Annotated in this window: 15 protein-coding genes; 5 read left to right on the forward strand and 10 right to left on the reverse strand. The window is 65.2% G+C overall.

Annotated elements, in window-relative coordinates:
* Positions 1-34: 34 nt before the first annotated feature.
* On the reverse strand, positions 35-802 hold the full coding sequence (locus RBJ75_RS18260) for an SGNH/GDSL hydrolase family protein (protein WP_234707279.1): 768 nt from the start codon (positions 800-802) through the stop codon (positions 35-37).
* The gene (locus RBJ75_RS18265) at positions 799-2031 is read right to left on the reverse strand and encodes an OpgC domain-containing protein (RefSeq protein WP_044404005.1); all 1233 of its coding nucleotides are present in this window, start codon (positions 2029-2031) and stop codon (positions 799-801) included. The genes RBJ75_RS18260 and RBJ75_RS18265 overlap by 4 nt, the downstream gene beginning before the upstream one ends.
* Positions 2032-2395: 364 nt before the next feature.
* On the opposite strand from RBJ75_RS18265, the gene apaG reads away from it, so the two are divergent.
* Complete coding sequence (gene apaG / locus RBJ75_RS18270) at positions 2396-2788, forward strand: Co2+/Mg2+ efflux protein ApaG (RefSeq protein ID WP_044404008.1); 393 nt, start codon at positions 2396-2398, stop codon at positions 2786-2788.
* Between the two features lie 1046 nt (positions 2789-3834).
* Here the strand turns inward: apaG and RBJ75_RS18275 are convergent.
* Positions 3835-4836, reverse strand: a complete 1002-nt coding sequence (locus RBJ75_RS18275; RefSeq protein ID WP_044404011.1) for an Hsp33 family molecular chaperone — start codon at positions 4834-4836, stop codon at positions 3835-3837.
* On the opposite strand from RBJ75_RS18275, the gene RBJ75_RS18280 reads away from it, so the two are divergent.
* The 3 genes from RBJ75_RS18280 to RBJ75_RS18290 all read left to right on the forward strand — a co-directional run bounded on the left by RBJ75_RS18280 (position 4835) and on the right by RBJ75_RS18290 (position 9521).
* Positions 4835-5005 (forward strand): hypothetical protein, encoded by a 171-nt coding sequence (locus RBJ75_RS18280; protein WP_160297891.1) that lies wholly within the window; start codon positions 4835-4837, stop codon positions 5003-5005. The two genes, RBJ75_RS18275 and RBJ75_RS18280, sit on opposite strands and share 2 nt — an antisense overlap.
* A 201-nt stretch (positions 5006-5206) precedes the next feature.
* Positions 5207-6379: an efflux RND transporter periplasmic adaptor subunit gene (locus RBJ75_RS18285; RefSeq protein WP_044404014.1), complete on the forward strand. Its 1173-nt coding sequence runs from the start codon at positions 5207-5209 to the stop codon at positions 6377-6379.
* Between the two features lies 1 nt (position 6380).
* Positions 6381-9521, forward strand: coding sequence for a multidrug efflux RND transporter permease subunit (locus RBJ75_RS18290; RefSeq protein WP_044404017.1), 3141 nt, complete (start codon positions 6381-6383; stop codon positions 9519-9521).
* Between the two features lies 1 nt (position 9522).
* On the opposite strand, the gene argF is transcribed toward RBJ75_RS18290, so the two are convergent.
* On the reverse strand, positions 9523-10449 hold the full coding sequence (gene argF, locus RBJ75_RS18295; protein WP_044404020.1) for an ornithine carbamoyltransferase: 927 nt from the start codon (positions 10447-10449) through the stop codon (positions 9523-9525).
* Positions 10446-11660: an aspartate aminotransferase family protein gene (locus RBJ75_RS18300; protein WP_044404023.1), complete on the reverse strand. Its 1215-nt coding sequence runs from the start codon at positions 11658-11660 to the stop codon at positions 10446-10448. Before RBJ75_RS18300 ends, argF begins: the two co-directional genes overlap by 4 nt.
* Before the next feature lie 639 nt (positions 11661-12299).
* Here RBJ75_RS18300 and RBJ75_RS18305 point away from each other — a divergent pair.
* The gene (locus RBJ75_RS18305) at positions 12300-12809 is read left to right on the forward strand and encodes a GcrA family cell cycle regulator (RefSeq protein WP_044404026.1); all 510 of its coding nucleotides are present in this window, start codon (positions 12300-12302) and stop codon (positions 12807-12809) included.
* A gap of 334 nt (positions 12810-13143) precedes the next feature.
* On the opposite strand, the gene phoB is transcribed toward RBJ75_RS18305, so the two are convergent.
* From phoB to pstC, 5 genes are all read right to left on the reverse strand, one after another.
* Entirely contained in the window at positions 13144-13848 is a 705-nt protein-coding gene (phoB, locus tag RBJ75_RS18310) for a phosphate regulon transcriptional regulator PhoB (protein ID WP_044404029.1), read from the reverse strand.
* A 12-nt stretch (positions 13849-13860) separates the two neighbouring features.
* Positions 13861-14577 (reverse strand): phosphate signaling complex protein PhoU, encoded by a 717-nt coding sequence (gene phoU, locus RBJ75_RS18315; protein WP_044404032.1) that lies wholly within the window; start codon positions 14575-14577, stop codon positions 13861-13863.
* A gap of 25 nt (positions 14578-14602) precedes the next feature.
* Positions 14603-15427, reverse strand: a complete 825-nt coding sequence (pstB, locus tag RBJ75_RS18320) for a phosphate ABC transporter ATP-binding protein PstB (RefSeq protein WP_044404035.1) — start codon at positions 15425-15427, stop codon at positions 14603-14605.
* The gene (pstA, locus tag RBJ75_RS18325) at positions 15424-16269 is read right to left on the reverse strand and encodes a phosphate ABC transporter permease PstA (protein WP_044404038.1); all 846 of its coding nucleotides are present in this window, start codon (positions 16267-16269) and stop codon (positions 15424-15426) included. The genes pstB and pstA overlap by 4 nt, the downstream gene beginning before the upstream one ends.
* A gap of 61 nt (positions 16270-16330) precedes the next feature.
* Positions 16331-17329 (reverse strand): phosphate ABC transporter permease subunit PstC, encoded by a 999-nt coding sequence (pstC, locus tag RBJ75_RS18330; protein WP_080900793.1) that lies wholly within the window; start codon positions 17327-17329, stop codon positions 16331-16333.
* Between the last annotated feature and the right edge of the window lie 50 nt (positions 17330-17379).

Here is a 17379-nt window from a genome sequence, read left to right on the forward strand (position 1 = left end):
GCGGAAGCGCGGACTAACAAACGGACACAACTCATTAACGCTGAATCCTCAACTCCGACAGATTGACGTGCGCCGCATCGATCACCAGCGTCGCCAAGGCGCGCGCCAGGCAGGCATGCACGCGCAACGCCAGGCCGATTCCCGGCGAGGTGTTGAACAGGTCGAACGCCCCGGTCTCATTCCAATGCCGCATGATCGCGAAGCGATCGAACAGCGGTACGTTGTATTGCTGCGCGACCAGCCGCATGGCGTCCAGATAGGGGCTGGGGGCGATCATCGTTTCGGTCCGCGGGCTGTATTGCAGATTGAGCAGCACCACGTCGGCGCCGGCCTTGCGCACCGCCGCGACGCCCTCATCCACCGCGGCGTGAAAATCGTCCGGATCGATCGAGCGGATCGCGTCATAGGTGCCGGTCTGCCAGATCACCAGCGTCGGCTTGCGCTCGGCGACCAGCTTGCCAAGCCCGGCGACCATCTGCCGCGCTGTGGTTCGCGGCTGCAGATCCACCGTGACGTCGATCGTCGCGCCGGGAAGCCTGGCGCGCAGTTCGGACTGCAACCGTCCCGGATAGGCGGCCCCCGCAGCCGCCGCGATGCTCGAAGACCGGCTGCCGACCACCAGGATGTCGAGCTTGCTACCCGCCTTCAACGCCGCGGCGACCTTGCCGAGCGAGCTGTCGGTGGCGATCAGATAGGCCGGGACGTCGCAATTCTGCGCCTCCTCGGCCGATGCGGGAACGCCCGCCCAAATGCCGGCGACCAAACTCGCCCACAACACAGCCGCCATCGATCGGGCCTTCATGCTTCTCCTCCCGCCAGCCCGACGCGTTCCGGCTGGGTTCCATTTTTGGCTGCGACGTTCTTATACCATGAAAGCAGCCATCCGGCGGCGGCCATCACCAGGACCCCGGCGACGCTGACCGCCAGATGCGCCAGCGCGCCGCCGCCGACTTCGGCCAGGACGAAATAGCCGACAAAGGCCAGGAAGATGCCGAGGCAAAAAATCTCCAGCGAGTGCTGGCCGCAACGGATCACCGGCCGCAGCCAGGGCGAGTTGAGGCCGCGCCAGTCCTTGCGCACAAACCGCACCGTCACCGCCGCCAGCGCAAGGAAATGCGCGAAACGCAGCACGTCCAGATTGGGCTTGTCGATCGGATACATCCATTGCTCGATCAGTCCCGGCATCCAATGGTGGATCCGCGGCACATGCCAGGTCAGGGTGACGTAGAACGCCGCCAGCAGATAGGCGACCGCGATCCAAAGCGTGATCGGCGACGCCAGAATCCGCGCCATCCGCCGCGCGCCGCCCAGCGCGCACCAGGCGCCGAACACAAACAATAATTGCCAGGCGAACGGATTGAACACCCAGACCCCGTTCGGATAGGCGGTCAAATGCAGGTCGAATTGCCAGGTGGCGGCGTAGAGCGCCACCGACAGGATCAGCGTCCAGTCCGGCTTGCGCAGCATCATCCACAGGATCGGCGCCAGGAACAACATCAGCACGATATAGAGCGGCAGCACGTCCATATTGACCGGGCGAAACCGCAACAGCAGCGCCTGGACGATGGTGACGTCGGGCTGGTTGAGGAAATCCAGAATGCCCATTTCCTCGGAATAGAGCGGGTTCTGGAAACTGGTGGCGACGTAGGAGATCTCCGCCAGGAAGATCGTGAACAGAAACACATGGGCGACATAGATCGACCACACCCGCTTCAGGATCCGCGCCGCCCCGATCACGAAGCCCCGCGAGCGCATCGCGCCGCCATAGACGAAGGCGGCGGTGTAGCCGGAGATGAAGATGAAGATCTCGGTGGCGTCGCTGAAGCCGTAGTTTCGGATCGTGATCCAGGTCAGCACATTGGGCGGCAAATGGTCGATGTAGATCAGCCACAGCGCGATGCCGCGGAACAGATCGAGCCGCAGCTCGCGCTTTGAGGCGGGCGGCCGCACCGTTACAACCGGCGGTGATGCATCGGCATTGGCCGCAAGGGCGGCGGACGCTCCGGCAATGGGTTCGGCGGCGGACGTCATCGGGCACCGTTGGACGGCTCAAGGCCGCGTGAGGCGGACAGCAGGACTGAGACGATCTGCGCGACAATAGCAAGCCATTTGGCGGTAACCGAGTGAAGCACTCCGGCAGCCCCGGTTCGGCGACGCCGGCCTCACCGCCACGCCGGACCCGTGTTGCTGGTGCCACCGATCCGCCTGACCTGGAATGCCCGCTCTCGCCTGCCCTGCCAAAAATTCGGCCGCGACGTGCGGCGGCTGCGGAGATAGAACCGAACTATGTTGAAACCACGGTGATCGCTGCCCTTGATGGCTGCTTTTAGCCGGCAAGAATTTGGTTCCGGCCATGGTTTTGGCTATGATGACCGCCATGCCCCGAGTAGCCCCAATGTATCGTGCCGTCACCCGCCAGATCGAAGTAACCGTCGAGCCGAACTTCCTGCCGGAGCGCTCGTCGGCGGAACACCGACAGTTTTTCTGGTCCTATACGGTGGTGATCACCAATGCAGGCGCCGAGACCGTGCAGCTGCGCACCCGCCATTGGGTGATCACCGACGCCGCCGGCCGCACCCAGGAGGTCAATGGCGAGGGCGTGGTCGGCGAACAGCCGGTGCTCGCGCCCGGCGAGCGCTTCGAATACACCAGCGGCGTGCCGCTGCCGACCGCCTCGGGCTTCATGGCCGGCCGCTACCAGATGGTCACCGCCGGCGGCGAACCCTTCGAGATCGACGTCCCGGCCTTTTCGCTGGACAGCCCCGAGGGGAAAAGGACGCTGAATTAGCCCAACCGCGGCAACCCGCTCTGCCTCATCCCGAGGAGCGCGCTATTTCTTGCGCGCGTTTCGAGGGATCGGCCTCATGGTTCGAGATGCCCGCCAAGAGGCGGGCTCCTCACCATGAGGGACGAAGGCCACCGCAAGCGAAGGGCAAAGCGCAATGCCCGCGACGATCCGTTTCCCGTGCATGGCAAGCCGTTCGGGATCGGGGCCGACGGCCCGCACGGTTTTCTATGTCATCGTTCTTGACAAAATTCCTATTATGAATAAAATCCTCGTCGTCCTGTCCGTGAGAGGGGCGCTTCGCGAGGCGTCGGGAAGCGGGGCAGATCACCTGGCTGGGCAACCAGCCGGGTCAATGGTCCGGCGCAGCGGCGCAAGCCGCGAAGCCGGATTGGATGCGGCGCCCGCGCGTCGTGCCTCGCAAGCACGGCCCCGGGCGGCGTCGGGTCCCCGTCCGGCTCCATTACGAGAGCCTGCGACTTGTTAGTTCGCTGGACGCGGGACAAGCGAACGGCGGGAGACCGTCGGGATCAAGCGGTGCGGAGCATCGCGCCTGTCCCCGGAAGCACGGGCCTGACGCCGACAAGACGCCGCGGTGGGCGCGCCAAAGAGGCGAGCGCGATGACTTCGCAAGAAGTGATCGCGAGCACCACCACCATCCGCGCCTTGCGGCGCGCCCCCGCCCCTCGTCGCAGGGGCGCAAAGCTCGGGCTCGATGAGCCGCGAGGCGCATTCGCCGTGGCTGTTTGACAGGTTGATCGGAAGCAGGCGTTGCAACAAAACGTGGCGTCATCGTTGCCTTTGGTAGGCACGGCGCAAGCGCCGCCACTCTACGGTGCCATCGCGTTCGTCATTCCGGGATGCGCGAAAGACGGCGCAGCCGGTTGCAGCGCAGGCCCGGAATCCATACGCCGCAGTGGCGCGTGATGGCACCTTCGTCGATATCATCGAAGCCAGGGGTTATGGATTCCGGGCTCGCTCGCAGCTGTCGCTGCGCGCGCCCGGAATGACGAACTCCGAAGCCAAATCGACGCAGCTGTCTCTCCCAGCTACTCCACGCCCGCTTCCTGCGGCGTGAATTCATACACCGTGCTGCAGAACTCGCAGGTCACCACCACCTTGCCGTCCTTGACCATTTCGGCGCGGTCGTCCGGCGTGAAGCTGTTGAGCATGCCGGAGACGGCGTCGCGCGAGCATGAGCATTGCGCGCGCAGCGGCAGCGCCGAGAACACCCGGACGCCGGTTTCGTGAAACAGCCGATACAGCAGGCGTTCGCTCGACAGATCCGGATCGATCAGTTCGAGGTCTTCCACCGTGGCGATCAGCGACTGACCCTCGACCCAGGCATCGTCTTCGGTCATTTCGGGCACTTCGCTGCCCTCCGGCGCGTCGCCGGGATGCAGATCGGGCTGGCGGGCGCGGTCCGGCGCCTGCGGCAGGAATTGCAGCAGCATGCCGCCGGCGCGCCAATGATGCTTGGGCCCGTCGCCGCCGCGCCATTCCTCGGCGACCGCGAGCCGCACCCTTGTCGGGATCTGCTCGGAGCGCAGGAAATATTCATGCGCGGCGTCTTCCAGATTGCCGCCCTCCAGCGCCACCAGGCCCTGATAGCGGCTCATGTCGGGGCCCTGATCGATGGTCATCGCCAGATGGCCATGGCCGAGCAGCGCGCCGGTGTCGAGCCCGGGCGTGAGCTTGTCCTTGTCGAACCGCGCATAGGCGCGGATCCGGTCCGGCGCCTGGAAGTCGACGATCAGCAACGACACCGGGCCGTCGGTCTGGGTCTGCAGGATGAAGCGGCCGTCGAATTTCAGCGCCGAGCCGAGCAGCGTGGTCAGCACGATGGCTTCGCCGAGCAGCTTGGCGACCGGGGCCGGATAGGCGTGCTTGTCGAGCAGTTCGTCGAGCGCGGGGCCAAGCCGGGTCAGCCGGCCGCGCAGATCGAGCGCGGCGACCTCGAACGGCAGCACGGTGTCGTCGACCGGCACCGGCGACGGCGCGCGGATCGGGGGCTCGGGGGCGGGTTTCGGATCGGGGGATTGCGAGGTCATGGCACTCTATCTGGGGTCGGCGGGTTGCGATGAAAACCCCGGCTCGAATGAAAACGATATCGCCGAGCGAGCCGTCGACGCCGGCGCGCGGCACCGATCGCGTCGGTGTGGTATGGACAACGCCGACGCCGGTTGCAACCCGCCGCGGGGGCGCAAGTCTGTTCTGTAACATCGCGTCTCTTCGGCAACATGAATATTTGGCAATGTCTTCGGCATGCCGCCGATTCGCCACGAGTGCTGACTACGTCAAAATGGCAGCCGGAATCGGGACCGGAAACTGCCGCCTGTTTGTCAGCGGGGTGTTCACATCTTGCATATAGCATGCGCCTAGATAGCCTGCGTGCAAGCTTTCGGCAGTAAACGGATTCAGATGGCTCGTCTCAAAACACCCCTTTCGATCGCGCTCGTTGCCGTGATCGTGCTCGGCGGCGGTTATTTCGGCTGGCGCCATTACGGCGCCGCCGAGGCGCGGCAGACAAAGGCCGGCGCCGCGCCCCCGGCCGCCGTTCCGGTGCAGATCGCCACCGCTGAGCGGCGCGATTTCCCGGTCTATCTGAGCGGGCTCGGCACCGTTCAGGGCTTCAACACCGTGGTGGTGCGGACCAGGGTCGACGGCCAGATCGACAAGATCAGCTTCAAGGAAGGTCAATTCGTCAAACAAGGCGAGCTGCTGGCGCAGATTGATCCGCGCCCGTTCCAGGCTGCCCTCGACCAGGCCAAGGCCAAGAAGGCCCAGGACGAAGCCAATCTCGCCAATGCCCATCTGGATTTGCAGCGCTTCACCAAGCTCGGCGAATTCGCCACCAAGCAGCAGACCGACACCCAGCGCTCCACGGTGACGCAATTAACCGCCCAGATCGCCGCCGACGACGCTGCGATCGCCAACGCCCAGACCCAGCTCGATTATACGGCCGTGAAGGCGCCGATCGCCGGCGTTACCGGGTTTCGCCAGGTCGATCAGGGCAACATCGTCAACGCCGCGACCCAGACCGGCATCGTCACCATCGCCCAGATCGAACCGATCGCCGTGGTGTTCACGGTGCCGGAGGAACAGCTGACCGAGATCAACCGCGCGCAGGCCAAGCAGCCGCTGACGGTGACCGCATTGAGTGCCGATGGCCGAACCAAACTCTCGGACGGCAAGCTCGCCGTCGTCAACAACCAGGTCGACTCGACCAGCGGAACAGTGCGGCTGAAGGCGGTGTTCGACAACAAGGACCATGTGCTGTGGCCAGGGCTCTCGGTTTCGACCCGGCTTCTCGTCGCCACGCTGAAGGACACCGTGGTGGTGCCCGACGACGCGGTCAAGCGCGGCGTCAACGGGCTGTACGCCTTCGTGGTCGATGCCGACAACAAGGCCGAGGTCCGCGACTTGAAAGTCGGCCAGTCCAATGACGGCCACACCGTGGTCGAGCAGGGGATCAAAGCCGGCGACCGGGTCGTCGTCGCCGGCCAGTACCGGGTCCAGCAGGGCTCACCCTTGGCGATATCGGTCGCCAGTTCCGAGGCCGGGCCGGCTCAACTCGCCGCCGAGGCGCAATGACATGAACGTCTCCGCGCCGTTTATCCGGTTTCCGATCGCGACCTCGCTGTTGATGGCCGGCATCCTGTTCGTTGGCCTGGTGGCCTATCCGCAATTGCCGGTGGCGCCGCTGCCGCAGGTGGATTTTCCGACCATCCAGGTCGCGGCGCAACTGCCGGGCGGCAGCCCGGAGACGATGGCCTCGTCGGTGGCGCAGCCGCTGGAGCGGCAATTCGCCCAGATCCCCGGCGTCGCGCAGATGACCTCGACCAGTTCGCTCGGCACCGCGGCGATCACCATCCAGTTCGACCTCGGCCGCAGCGTCGACGCCGCCGCCAACGACGTGCAAGCCGCGATCAACGCCGCCGGCGGATCGCTGCCGAAGAACCTTCCGAACCCGCCGACCTATCGCAAGGTCAACCCGGCGGACTCGCCGATCCTGTTGTTGTCGGCAACCTCCGACACCCTGCCGCTCACCACCGTCAGCGATTCCGTCGATGCGCAATTGGCGCAGCAGATCAGTCAGATCTCCGGCGTCGCGCAGGTCTTAATCGGCGGTCAGCAGAAGCCCGCGGTGCGGGTCCAGATCGATCCCGCCAAACTCGTCGCCAAGAACCTGTCGCTGGAGGACGTCCGCACTCAGTTGGCGATCACCACGGTCGACAGTCCGAAGGGCAGTATCGACGGCGCCACCCGCAGCTACACGATCTACGCCAACGACCAGCTGACCGCCGCCAAGGACTGGAACGACGTGGTGATCGCCTATCGCAATGGCGGCCCGTTGCGGATCCGCGACATCGGCCAGGCGGTGACCGGGCCGGAAGACGCCAAGCAGGCGGCCTGGGCCAATGGCAAGCGCGGCGTTTTCCTGGTGATCTTCAAGCAGCCCGGCGCCAATGTCATCGACACGGTGGACAAGATCAAGGCCGAACTGCCGCGGCTGGTGGCGGCGATTCCGCCGACCATCAAGATCTCGGTGATCAGCGACCGCACCCAGACCATCCGCGCCGCGGTCGAGGACGTGCAGTTCACCATGCTGCTCACCATCGCGCTGGTGGTGATGGTGATCTTTCTGTTCCTGCGCAGCATCTGGGCCACCGCGATCCCCAGCATCACCGTGCCGCTGGCGTTGCTCGGCGCTTGCGCGCTGATGTGGGTGGCCGGCTATTCGCTCGACAATCTATCGCTGATGGCGCTCACCATTTCGGTCGGCTTCGTGGTCGACGACGCCATCGTGATGCTGGAGAACATCACCCGCTACATCGAGGAGGGCGAGACCCCGATGGCGGCGGCGCTGAAGGGCGCCGGCGAAATCGGCTTCACCATCGTGTCGATTTCGATCTCGCTGATCGCGGTGCTGATTCCGCTGTTCATGATGGGCGGCATCATCGGCCGCCTGTTCCGCGAATTCGCCATCACGCTGGCGATGGCGATCGTGGTGTCGCTGGTGGTGTCGCTGACGCTGACGCCGATGATGGCGTCGCGCTTCCTGCGCGACCAGAAACACGCCCGTCACGGCCGGATCTATCAGCTGTTCGAGCGCGGTTTCGACGCCATGCTGCGCGGCTATGCGCGCGGGCTGGATGTCGTGCTGCGCTGGCGGCTGACGACGCTGGCGGTGTTCTTCGTCACGCTGGGTCTGTCGGTGTATCTGTTCATGGTGATTCCGAAGGGATTTTTCCCGCAGCAGGACACCGGCCTGATCACCGCCACCTCGGAGGCAGCGCAGGACATCTCCTTTGCCGACATGAAAAAGCACCAGGAAGCGCTCGGCAAGATCGTGCTGGCCGACCCCGCCGTCGCCAGCGTGGCGATGATGATCGGCGGCTCCGGCAGCGCGCTCAATAACGGCCGGATGTACATCACCCTGAAACCGCGCGATCAGCGCAGCGCCACCGCCCCGCAAATCATCGCCCGGCTGCGGCCGAAGCTCGAGCAGGTCGAGGGCGCGCGGCTGTTCATGCAGGCGGCGCAGGACGTCCGCCTCGGCGGGCGGCCCAGCCGGACCCAGTTCGAATACACCCTGCAGGACGCCGATCTGGGCGAACTCAACCAATGGGCGCCAAAGATTCTCGCCAAGATGAAGACGCTGCCGGAATTGCGCGACGTCGCCACCGACCAGCAGACCGAAGGCTCGACCCTGACGCTGACGATCAACCGCGACGCCGCCTCGCGCTTCGGCATCCAGCCGCAACTGATCGACGACACGCTGTACGACGCCTTCGGCCAGCGCCAGGTGGCGCAATATTTCACCCAGCTGAACAGCTATCACGTGATCCTGGAGATCCTGCCGGCGTTGCAGGGCGATCTCGCCACGCTGAACAAGATCTACATCAAGTCGCCCTCGACCGGGGACCAGGTGCCGCTGTCGGCATTCGCGACCTGGACCAGCGTGCCGGTGCGGCCGCTGTCGATCAGCCATCAGGGCCAGTTCCCGGCGACCACGATCAGCTTCAACCTCGCCGAGGGCACCGCGCTCGGCCAAGCCACCACCGCGGTGCAGGCCGCGATGGCGCAGCTCGGCGCGCCGGCGACGCTGAACGGCAGTTTCCAGGGCACCGCCCAGGCGTTCCAGCAATCACTCAGCACCGTGCCGCTGCTGATCCTGGCGGCGCTCGTCGTGGTCTATCTGATCCTCGGCATTCTGTACGAAAGCTACATTCACCCGCTGACGATTCTGTCGACGCTGCCCTCCGCCGGCGTCGGCGCGCTGGCGATCCTGATGCTGTTCGGCTTCGATTTCAGCCTGATCGCGCTGATCGGCATCATCCTGCTGATCGGCATCGTCAAGAAAAACGGCATCATGCTGGTGGATTTCGCGATCTCGGCCGAACGCGATCGCGGCCTGCCGCCCGAGCAGGCGATCCGCGAAGCCGCGCTGTTGCGGTTCCGCCCGATCATGATGACGACCATGGCGGCCATGCTGGGCGGCGTGCCGCTGATGCTGGGCACCGGCACCGGCTCCGAGATCCGCCAGCCGCTTGGCTATGCGATGGTGGGCGGATTGTTGGTCAGCCAGCTGCTGACGCTGTTCACCACCCCGGTGGTGTATCTCTATCTCGACAGGCTATCCAACGCGATGTCGGGCACGGGACGGTCGCAACGCGCCGCAACCAACGCCGCCGCGACTGAATCAGGCCCGCTCAAGCAGGCCGCCGAGTAGGTCAACCGACGACGTCGAGGCACCAGGCCAGAATGCCTTTGTGGGCGTGCAGGCGGTTTTCGGCTTCGTCGAACACCACTGATTGCGGGCCGTCGATCACCTCGTCGGTGACTTCCTCGCCGCGATGCGCCGGCAGGCAATGCATGAAGATCGCGTCCTTGTCGGCCAGCGACATCAGCTTGGCGTTGACCTGGAACGGCTTCAGCACATTATGGCGATGCTCGCCTTCCTTGTCGCCCATCGACACCCAGGTATCGGTGATGACGCAATCAGCGCCGCGCACCGCGGCTTCGGCATCATTGCCGAGCTGGATCGAGGCGCCGGTGGCCTTGATCCAGTCCTTCATCGCCTTGTTCGGCGCCAATTGCGGCGGCGTGGCGATGCGCAGATTGAAATGAAAGCGCTCGGCGGCATGCACCCAGGACGCCAGCACGTTGTTGTCGTCGCCGGTCCAGGCGATGGTGCGGCCTTCGATCGGGCCGCGGTGCTCCTCGAACGTCATCAGGTCGGCCATCACCTGGCCGGGATGCGAACGCCGCGTCAGGCCGTTGATCACCGGCACGGTGGCGTGCGCGGCCAGCTCCAGCAGCGATTCATGGTTGAGGATGCGGATCATGATCGCATCGACATAGCGCGACAACACCTTCGCGGTGTCGGCGAAGGTTTCGCCGCGGCCAAGCTGCATCTCGGCGCCGGTCAGCATGATCGCCTCGCCGCCGAGCTGGCGCATGCCGACATCGAACGACACCCGCGTCCGGGTCGAGGGCTTTTCGAAGATCATCGCCAGGGTCTTGCCGTCGAGCGGCTTGTCGGGCTTCACATGGGCCTTCAGCTTCGCCTTCATCGCGACGCTGGCGTCGAGAATCCGGCGCAGCTCCTTGGTCGGCACCTCGGTCAGGTCGAGGAAATGGCGCGGCGACTTGCTCATTGCACAGCCTCCCGCGGCGTCGCGGCATCGGCGAGCGTCACGCAGGCGCGCTCCAGCCGCGCCACCGCCTCCTCGATTTCGGCCTCGCTGACGATCAAGGGCGGCAACAGCCGCACCACATTGTCGCCGGCGCCGACGGTGAGCAGCTTCTGCGCTCGCAACGCGGCGATCAGATCGCCCGACGGCACCACCGCCTTCAGCCCGATCAGCAGGCCCTCGCCACGCACTTCCGACAGCACCTGCGGATGGCGATCGACCACCGAGGCGAGCTTCTGTTTCAGCAGCAGCGAGATGCGGTTGACGTGATCGAAAAAGCCCGGCTTCAGCATGACGTCGAGCACGGCATTCGCCGCCGCCACCGCCAGCGGATTGCCGCCGAAGGTGGAGCCGTGCGAGCCCGGCGCCATGCCGGCGGCGGCTTCGGCGGTGGCCAGGCAAGCGCCGATCGGAAAACCGCCGCCCAGCGCCTTGGCCAGCGACATGATATCCGGGGTCACGCCGATGCGCTGATAGGCGAATAATTCGCCGGTGCGGCCCATGCCGGTCTGCACCTCGTCGAAGATCAGCAGCAGGCCGTGCTGGTCGCACAGATCGCGCAGGGCCCGGAAGAACCCGTGCGACGGCGCGCGGACGCCGCCCTCGCCCTGCAGCGGCTCGATCAGAATGCCGGCGGTGTTGGGGCCGATCGCCTTCTTGACCGCCTCGAGATCGCCAAGCGGCACCTGGTCGAAGCCGTCCAGCGGTGCGCCATAGCCCTCGAGATATTTCGCCGCTCCGGTGGCCGCCAGCGTCCCCAGCGTGCGGCCGTGAAACGCGCCCTCGAAGGTGATGATCCGCGTGCGCTCCGGCGCGCCTTTGGAAAAATGATGATGGCGCGTCATTTTCAGCGCGCATTCCATCGCCTCGGCGCCCGAATTGGCGAAGAACACGAAATCGGCGAAACTCTGCTCGCACAGCCGCGCCGCCAGCCGCTCGCCGTCGGGGCTCTTGAACAGGTTCGACATGTGCCACAGCGTGGCGGCCTGCGCCTGCAGCGCGGCGACCAGATGCGGATGGCAATGGCCGAGCGCATTGACCGCGACGCCGCTGGTGAAATCCAGATAGCGCTCCTTGTCGGTGCCGATCAGCCAGACGCCCTCGCCGCGCTCGAAGGCGAGGTCCGCCCTGGCGAATACTGGCAACAGATGGGAGGTGCTTGCGCTTTTGGACATGGCCGATCCGATCGGAAAATTGGGGCACAAAGTCCGCCGTGCCCGTCACGGCCGCCGACCAACCTACCCCGGAAACGAAACGTGCCGCCTTTCCAGGCGGCACGTGGCTTTATTCTAGAAGCGCGCGGCACCCTGTCAACCGATGCTTCGCCCGTATTTTCCGGGCATCGGCGCCGGATCGCGGACATCCCGCGGCCGCAAGGCGGTCCGGCCGGCTGCGCGGGGCCGAACCGGCGAGAGCCGGCCACGCGAACAATTGGCGTCGGCGGTCGAAATGCCTGAACCAAACCCGCCCATGCTTCGTTGGTGCTGGGCATTGGCAAACCGGACCGCGCGATCGCTCGGCGATCGACGTTGCGAACAGGCATGACGGGCCGAAATACGAGGTCCTCGTAGTAGAAGGTGTGGATGCACCAGGTCAGACTCTTGCGCGAGAGTCACGGCATATTGTAGCCTTTGGCCTGTCGAGTACGACATCTCGTGCGCGGTTGCGATCCTCTTGAGTCCTCTGTGTTGCGTAACGCCCGGGCGAGCAAGTCGCGCCCGGCGAGGGCTAAGGGATTCTGCCGTCAGGGATTTTGGCGACATCTACGTCGCAACGCCGCACTGCGGCGAGGGCGACACGAAGGGATTAAAGCGATGACGGCACTGAGCTGGACCGACGACCGCGTCGAGCAATTGAAGAAATTATGGGAAGGCGGCTTGTCGGCGAGTCAAATCGCCGCAGAGCTTGGCAATGTGACCCGCAACGCGGTGATCGGCAAGGTTCATCGTCTCGGCCTGTCCGGCCGGGCCAAAAGCCCGTCCTCCGCGGCGCCGCGACCGCGCAAGGCGCGTCCGGCCCAGCATATGATGCGGGTGTCGCGCCCGGTGGCGCGCGGCAACACCGCGCTGGCGCATGTGTTCGAGGTCGAGGCCGAGCCGGATCCGGTGTCCTACGACAATGTGGTGCCGATGAGCCAGCGGCTGAGCCTGCAGGAGCTCAACGAGGCGACCTGCCATTGGCCGATCGGCGATCCGTCCAATCCGGAATTCTTCTTCTGCGGCGGCAAGGCGCTCGGCGGCCTGCCCTATTGCGCGCATCACTCGCGCATCGCCTACCAGCCGGCCGGCGACCGCCGCCGCCAGATGCCCAAGCCGACGCGCTAAGCCCACGCGCTAAGCCGCGTCAGCTTCAGTCAGCGCCGCATTGCGGGACGACGCCATCGCCCGGCTCGACCGGGCGACCCAAGCGCGCCGACAATCAGCAACTAACCATCAACGCTCTGCAATACTGGGTCCTCCGCTGTCGCGGAGGATGACGGCTGATGATGACGCGGCGCTGCGCACGGCATCGCGCAGCGCTCATGGGTCATCGCCCGGCTCGACCGGGCGACCGGTGTCCCAGAGCGCCGACGATCAGCAACTCACCATCAACGCCCTGCAATCCTGGGTCCTCCGCTGTCGCGGAGGATGACGGGTGACGATGACGAGGCGCCGTCCCTCACTCCGCCTTGGCGGCGAAGCGGTCGTCGAGGGCGTAGCCGGCGCCGCGCACGGTGCGGATCGGGTCCTGTTCGCGGCCGGGATTGAGCAGCTTGCGCAGCCGTCCGATATGAACGTCGACGGTGCGCTCGTCGATATAGATGTCGCGGCCCCAGACGCTGTCGAGCAATTGCTCGCGGCTGAACACCCGGCCGGGATGTTCGAGGAAGAATTCCAGCAGCCGATATTCGGTCGGGCCGAGATCGATCGGCCGCCCGGAGCGCGCCACCCGCCGCTTTTCGCGGTCGAGCTCGAGGTCGCCATAGGCCAGGATGCTGGCGAGCCGTTCCGGAGCCGCGCGCCGCAGCAGGCCCTTCACCCGCGCCAGCAATTCCGGCACAGAGAACGGCTTGACGATGTAGTCGTCGGCGCCGGTCGCAAGGCCGCGAACCCGTTCGCTTTCCTCGCCGCGCGCGGTCAGCATGATGATCGGCAGCTGCTTGGTTTCCGGCCGGGCCCGCAGCCGCCGGCACAACTCGATCCCGGACAGGCCCGGCAGCATCCAATCCAGCACGATCAGGTCGGGGATGCGCTCCTTCAGCCTGGTGTCGGCGTCGTCGCCGCGCGCCACTGTCTCGACGTCATAACCCTCGGCGTCGAGATTGTAGCGAAGCAGCGTCGTCAGCGCCTCTTCGTCCTCGACCACCAGAATGCGCGCACTCATCGTTCGTCCTCGTCAGTTGCCGGGCGCCGCATTGGCGAAATTCGTCATGTCGCCCTTCGGTCGCTTGTCGAGAAGCTGCTGCCCCTCGATCATGTAAAACACCGTCTCGGCGATGTTGGTGGCGTGGTCGCCGATCCGCTCGATGTTCTTGGCGCAGAACATCAGATGAATGCAGAACGAAATGTTGCGCGGATCTTCCATCATATAGGTCAGCAATTCGCGGAACAGCGAAGTGCAGATCGCGTCGACCTCCTCGTCGCCGTTCCACACCACCATCGCGGCCGGCAGATCGTGCGCCGTATAGGCGTCGAGCACTGCCTTGACCTGCGACTGCACCAGATCGGTCATGTGCTCGAGGCCGCGGATCAGCTTCAGCGGATGGAAATCGCTGTCGAGCGCGTTGACGCGCTTGCCGATATTCTTGGCCAGATCGCCGATCCGTTCCAGATCGGTGGCGACCCGCATCGAGCCGACGATCTCGCGCAGATCGACCGCCATCGGCTGTCGCCGCGCGATGGTCAGCACCGCGCGTTCCTCGATAGTGCGCTGCATCTGGTCGATCTCGGCATCGGCCGCGACCACGCGGGCGCCGAGCGGGATGTCGCGCCGGATCAGGGCGTCGACCGAATCCACGATCTGCCGTTCGGCGAGGCCGCCCATCTCGGCAACCAGCCTGGTGAGTTCCTGCAGGTCGCCGTCGAATGCCTTGGTGGTGTGTTCGAAGCCCATGTTCATTCTCCTCGCGCGCTGCGCGTCAGCCGAACCGGCCGGTGATGTAGTCCTGGGTGCGGCGATCGGTCGGCGAGGTGAAAATCTTGTTGGTCGGACCGAATTCGATCAACTCGCCGAGATACATGAAGGCGGTGGATTCCGAGACCCGCGCCGCCTGCTGCATATTATGCGTGACGATGGCGATGGTGTAGCTTTCCTTCAATTCGTCGATCAGCTCCTCGATCTTCGCGGTCGAGATCGGATCGAGCGCCGAGCACGGCTCGTCGAACAGGATCACTTCCGGCCGCACCGCGATGGTGCGGGCGATACAAAGCCGCTGCTGCTGCCCGCCGGACAGGCTGAGGCCCGAAGCGCCGAGCTTGTCCTTGGCCTCGGTCCACAGCGCCGCGCCGCGCAGCGCCTTCTCGACCCGGGCGTCCATCTCCGCCTTGGAGATCTTCTCGTACAGCCGGATGCCGAAGGCGATGTTCTCATAGATCGTCATCGGGAACGGGGTCGGCTTCTGGAACACCATACCGACCCGCGCCCGCAGCAGATTGAGGTCGAGCTTGGGATCGAGAATATTGGTGGAATCCAGCATCACCTGGCCCTCGGCGCGCTGCCCGGGATACAGATCATACATCCGGTTGAAGATCCGCAGCAGCGTCGACTTGCCGCAACCGGACGGCCCGATGAAGGCGGTGACCTTGTTGGCGACGAGGTTGAGGTTGATGTGCTTCAACGCGTGGTTCTGGCCGTAGTAGAAATTCAGGTCGCGCACGCTGACCTTCGGGGTTCCCTCGGGCTGATCCATCATCGGCGGCATCGGCGCGGCGGGAACGTTGGTGGCGATGGAAATCTCGGTCATTTCGCGGTCCTCTCGGCGCCAAGAATGCGCGCGCCAATGTTCAGGGCCAGCACGGCCAGGGTGATGATCAGCGCCCCGCTCCAGGCCAACTGTTTCCAGTAGTCGTAGGGGCTCTGCACGAAGTTGTTGATGGTCACCGGCAAGTTGGCCATCGTCTTGGTGAGATCAAGACTGAAGAACTGGTTGCTGAGCGCGGTGAACAATAGCGGCGCGGTTTCGCCGGCGACCCGCGCGGTGGCCAGCAGCACGCCGGTGATCAGCCCGGCGCGCGCGGCCCGGTAGGCGATCCGCTTGATCACCAGCGAGCGCGGCAGCCCGAGCGCCGAGGCCGCCTCGCGTAGCGAGCTCGGCACCAGCAGCAGCATGTCCTCGGTGGTGCGCACCACCACCGGGATCACGATCACCGCCAGCGCCAGCGCGCCGGCCAGCGCCGAGAACCGGCCCATCGGCACCACGGCGGCGCCGTAGATGAACAGGCCGATGATGATCGAAGGCGCGCTGAGCAGGATGTCGTTGATGAAGCGGATCACCGAGGTCAGGCGGTCGTGCTTGCCGTATTCGGCCAGATAGGTGCCGGCGAACAGGCCGAGCGGCGCGCCGATGCCGACGCCGATCACGGTCATCATCACCGAGCCGACGATGGCGTTGAGCAGACCGCCGGTGGTGGAGCCAGGCGGCGGGGTGTTCTGGGTGAAGATCTGGACGTTGATGCCGGCGAGGCCGTTGTAGAACAGCGTGAACAGGATCAGCGCCAGCCAGGTGACGCCGAACACCGTCGCAAACAGGCACAGGATCTTGATGGTGAGGTCGCTGCGGCGGCGGCTCTTGTAGATCGGATTCATGACGTCACCTGGAGCAACATGATCGCAGCGGAAAACCGGTGTCCATTATTCGGGTTCATGCTCAGTTCCCCGCCTTGCGTTCGAGCCGCATCAGCATCAGCCGCGCCGCCGACAGCACCAGGAATGTGAGGATGAACAGCAACAGGCCGAGCAGGATCAGGCCGGACTGGTGCAGCCCCGAACTTTCGGCGAATTCACTGGCGATCGCCGCCGAAATCGTGGTGCCGGGCGAGAAGATCGACCCGTCGATCCGGAACGAATTGCCGATGATGAAGGTCACCGCCATGGTCTCGCCGAGCGCCCGGCCGAGCGCCAGCATGATGCCGCCGATGACGCCGACCCTTGTGTAGGGGATCACCACCTTGCGCACCACTTCCCAGGTGGTGCAGCCGATGCCGTAAGCCGCCTCCTTCAGCACCGGCGGCACCGTCCTGAAGACGTCGACCGAGATCGCGGTGATGAAAGGCAGCACCATGATGGCGAGGATCAGCGCGGCGTTGAACAGGCTGAGATAGGACGGCGGTCCGGCGAAGATCGTGCCCAGCACCGGAACGCCCTCGAAGGCGCTGATCATGAACGGCTGCATGTGGTTGGCCATGAACGGCGCCAGCACGAAGAACCCCCACATCCCGTAGATGATCGAGGGAATGCCGGCGAGCAGTTCGATGGCGATGCCGATCGGGCGCCGCGCCCATTGCGGGCACAGTTCGGTGAGGAAAATCGCGATGCCGAGGCCGGCCGGGATCGCGATGATCATCGCGATCACCGAGGTGACCAGCGTGCCGTAGATCGGGCCGAGCGCGCCGAGGACCGGAGGATCGTTGGCCGGCGCCCAGCGCGCGGTCATCAGGAAGGAGAAACCGAATTCGCGGATCGCCGGCCAGGCGCCCAGGATCAGCGACAGGATGATGCCACCGAGAATCAACAGCACCGAAATCGCGCAGGCGCGCGTGACCCAATAGAAGGCGCTGTCGCCAAATTTGAACGCGCTCAGCGCCTTGGCGCGATCGTAAGGTCCGGCAGCTTCCATAACCGTACTTTGAACCGCCATATCCGCCACGCCATTCCCCTTTACAGTAGCAGGCCAGCCAGGCTTCGTCTCACGGCCTG

It is taken from the genome of Rhodopseudomonas sp. BAL398 (assembly GCF_033001325.1).
Lineage (GTDB): Bacteria > Pseudomonadota > Alphaproteobacteria > Rhizobiales > Xanthobacteraceae > JARJEH01.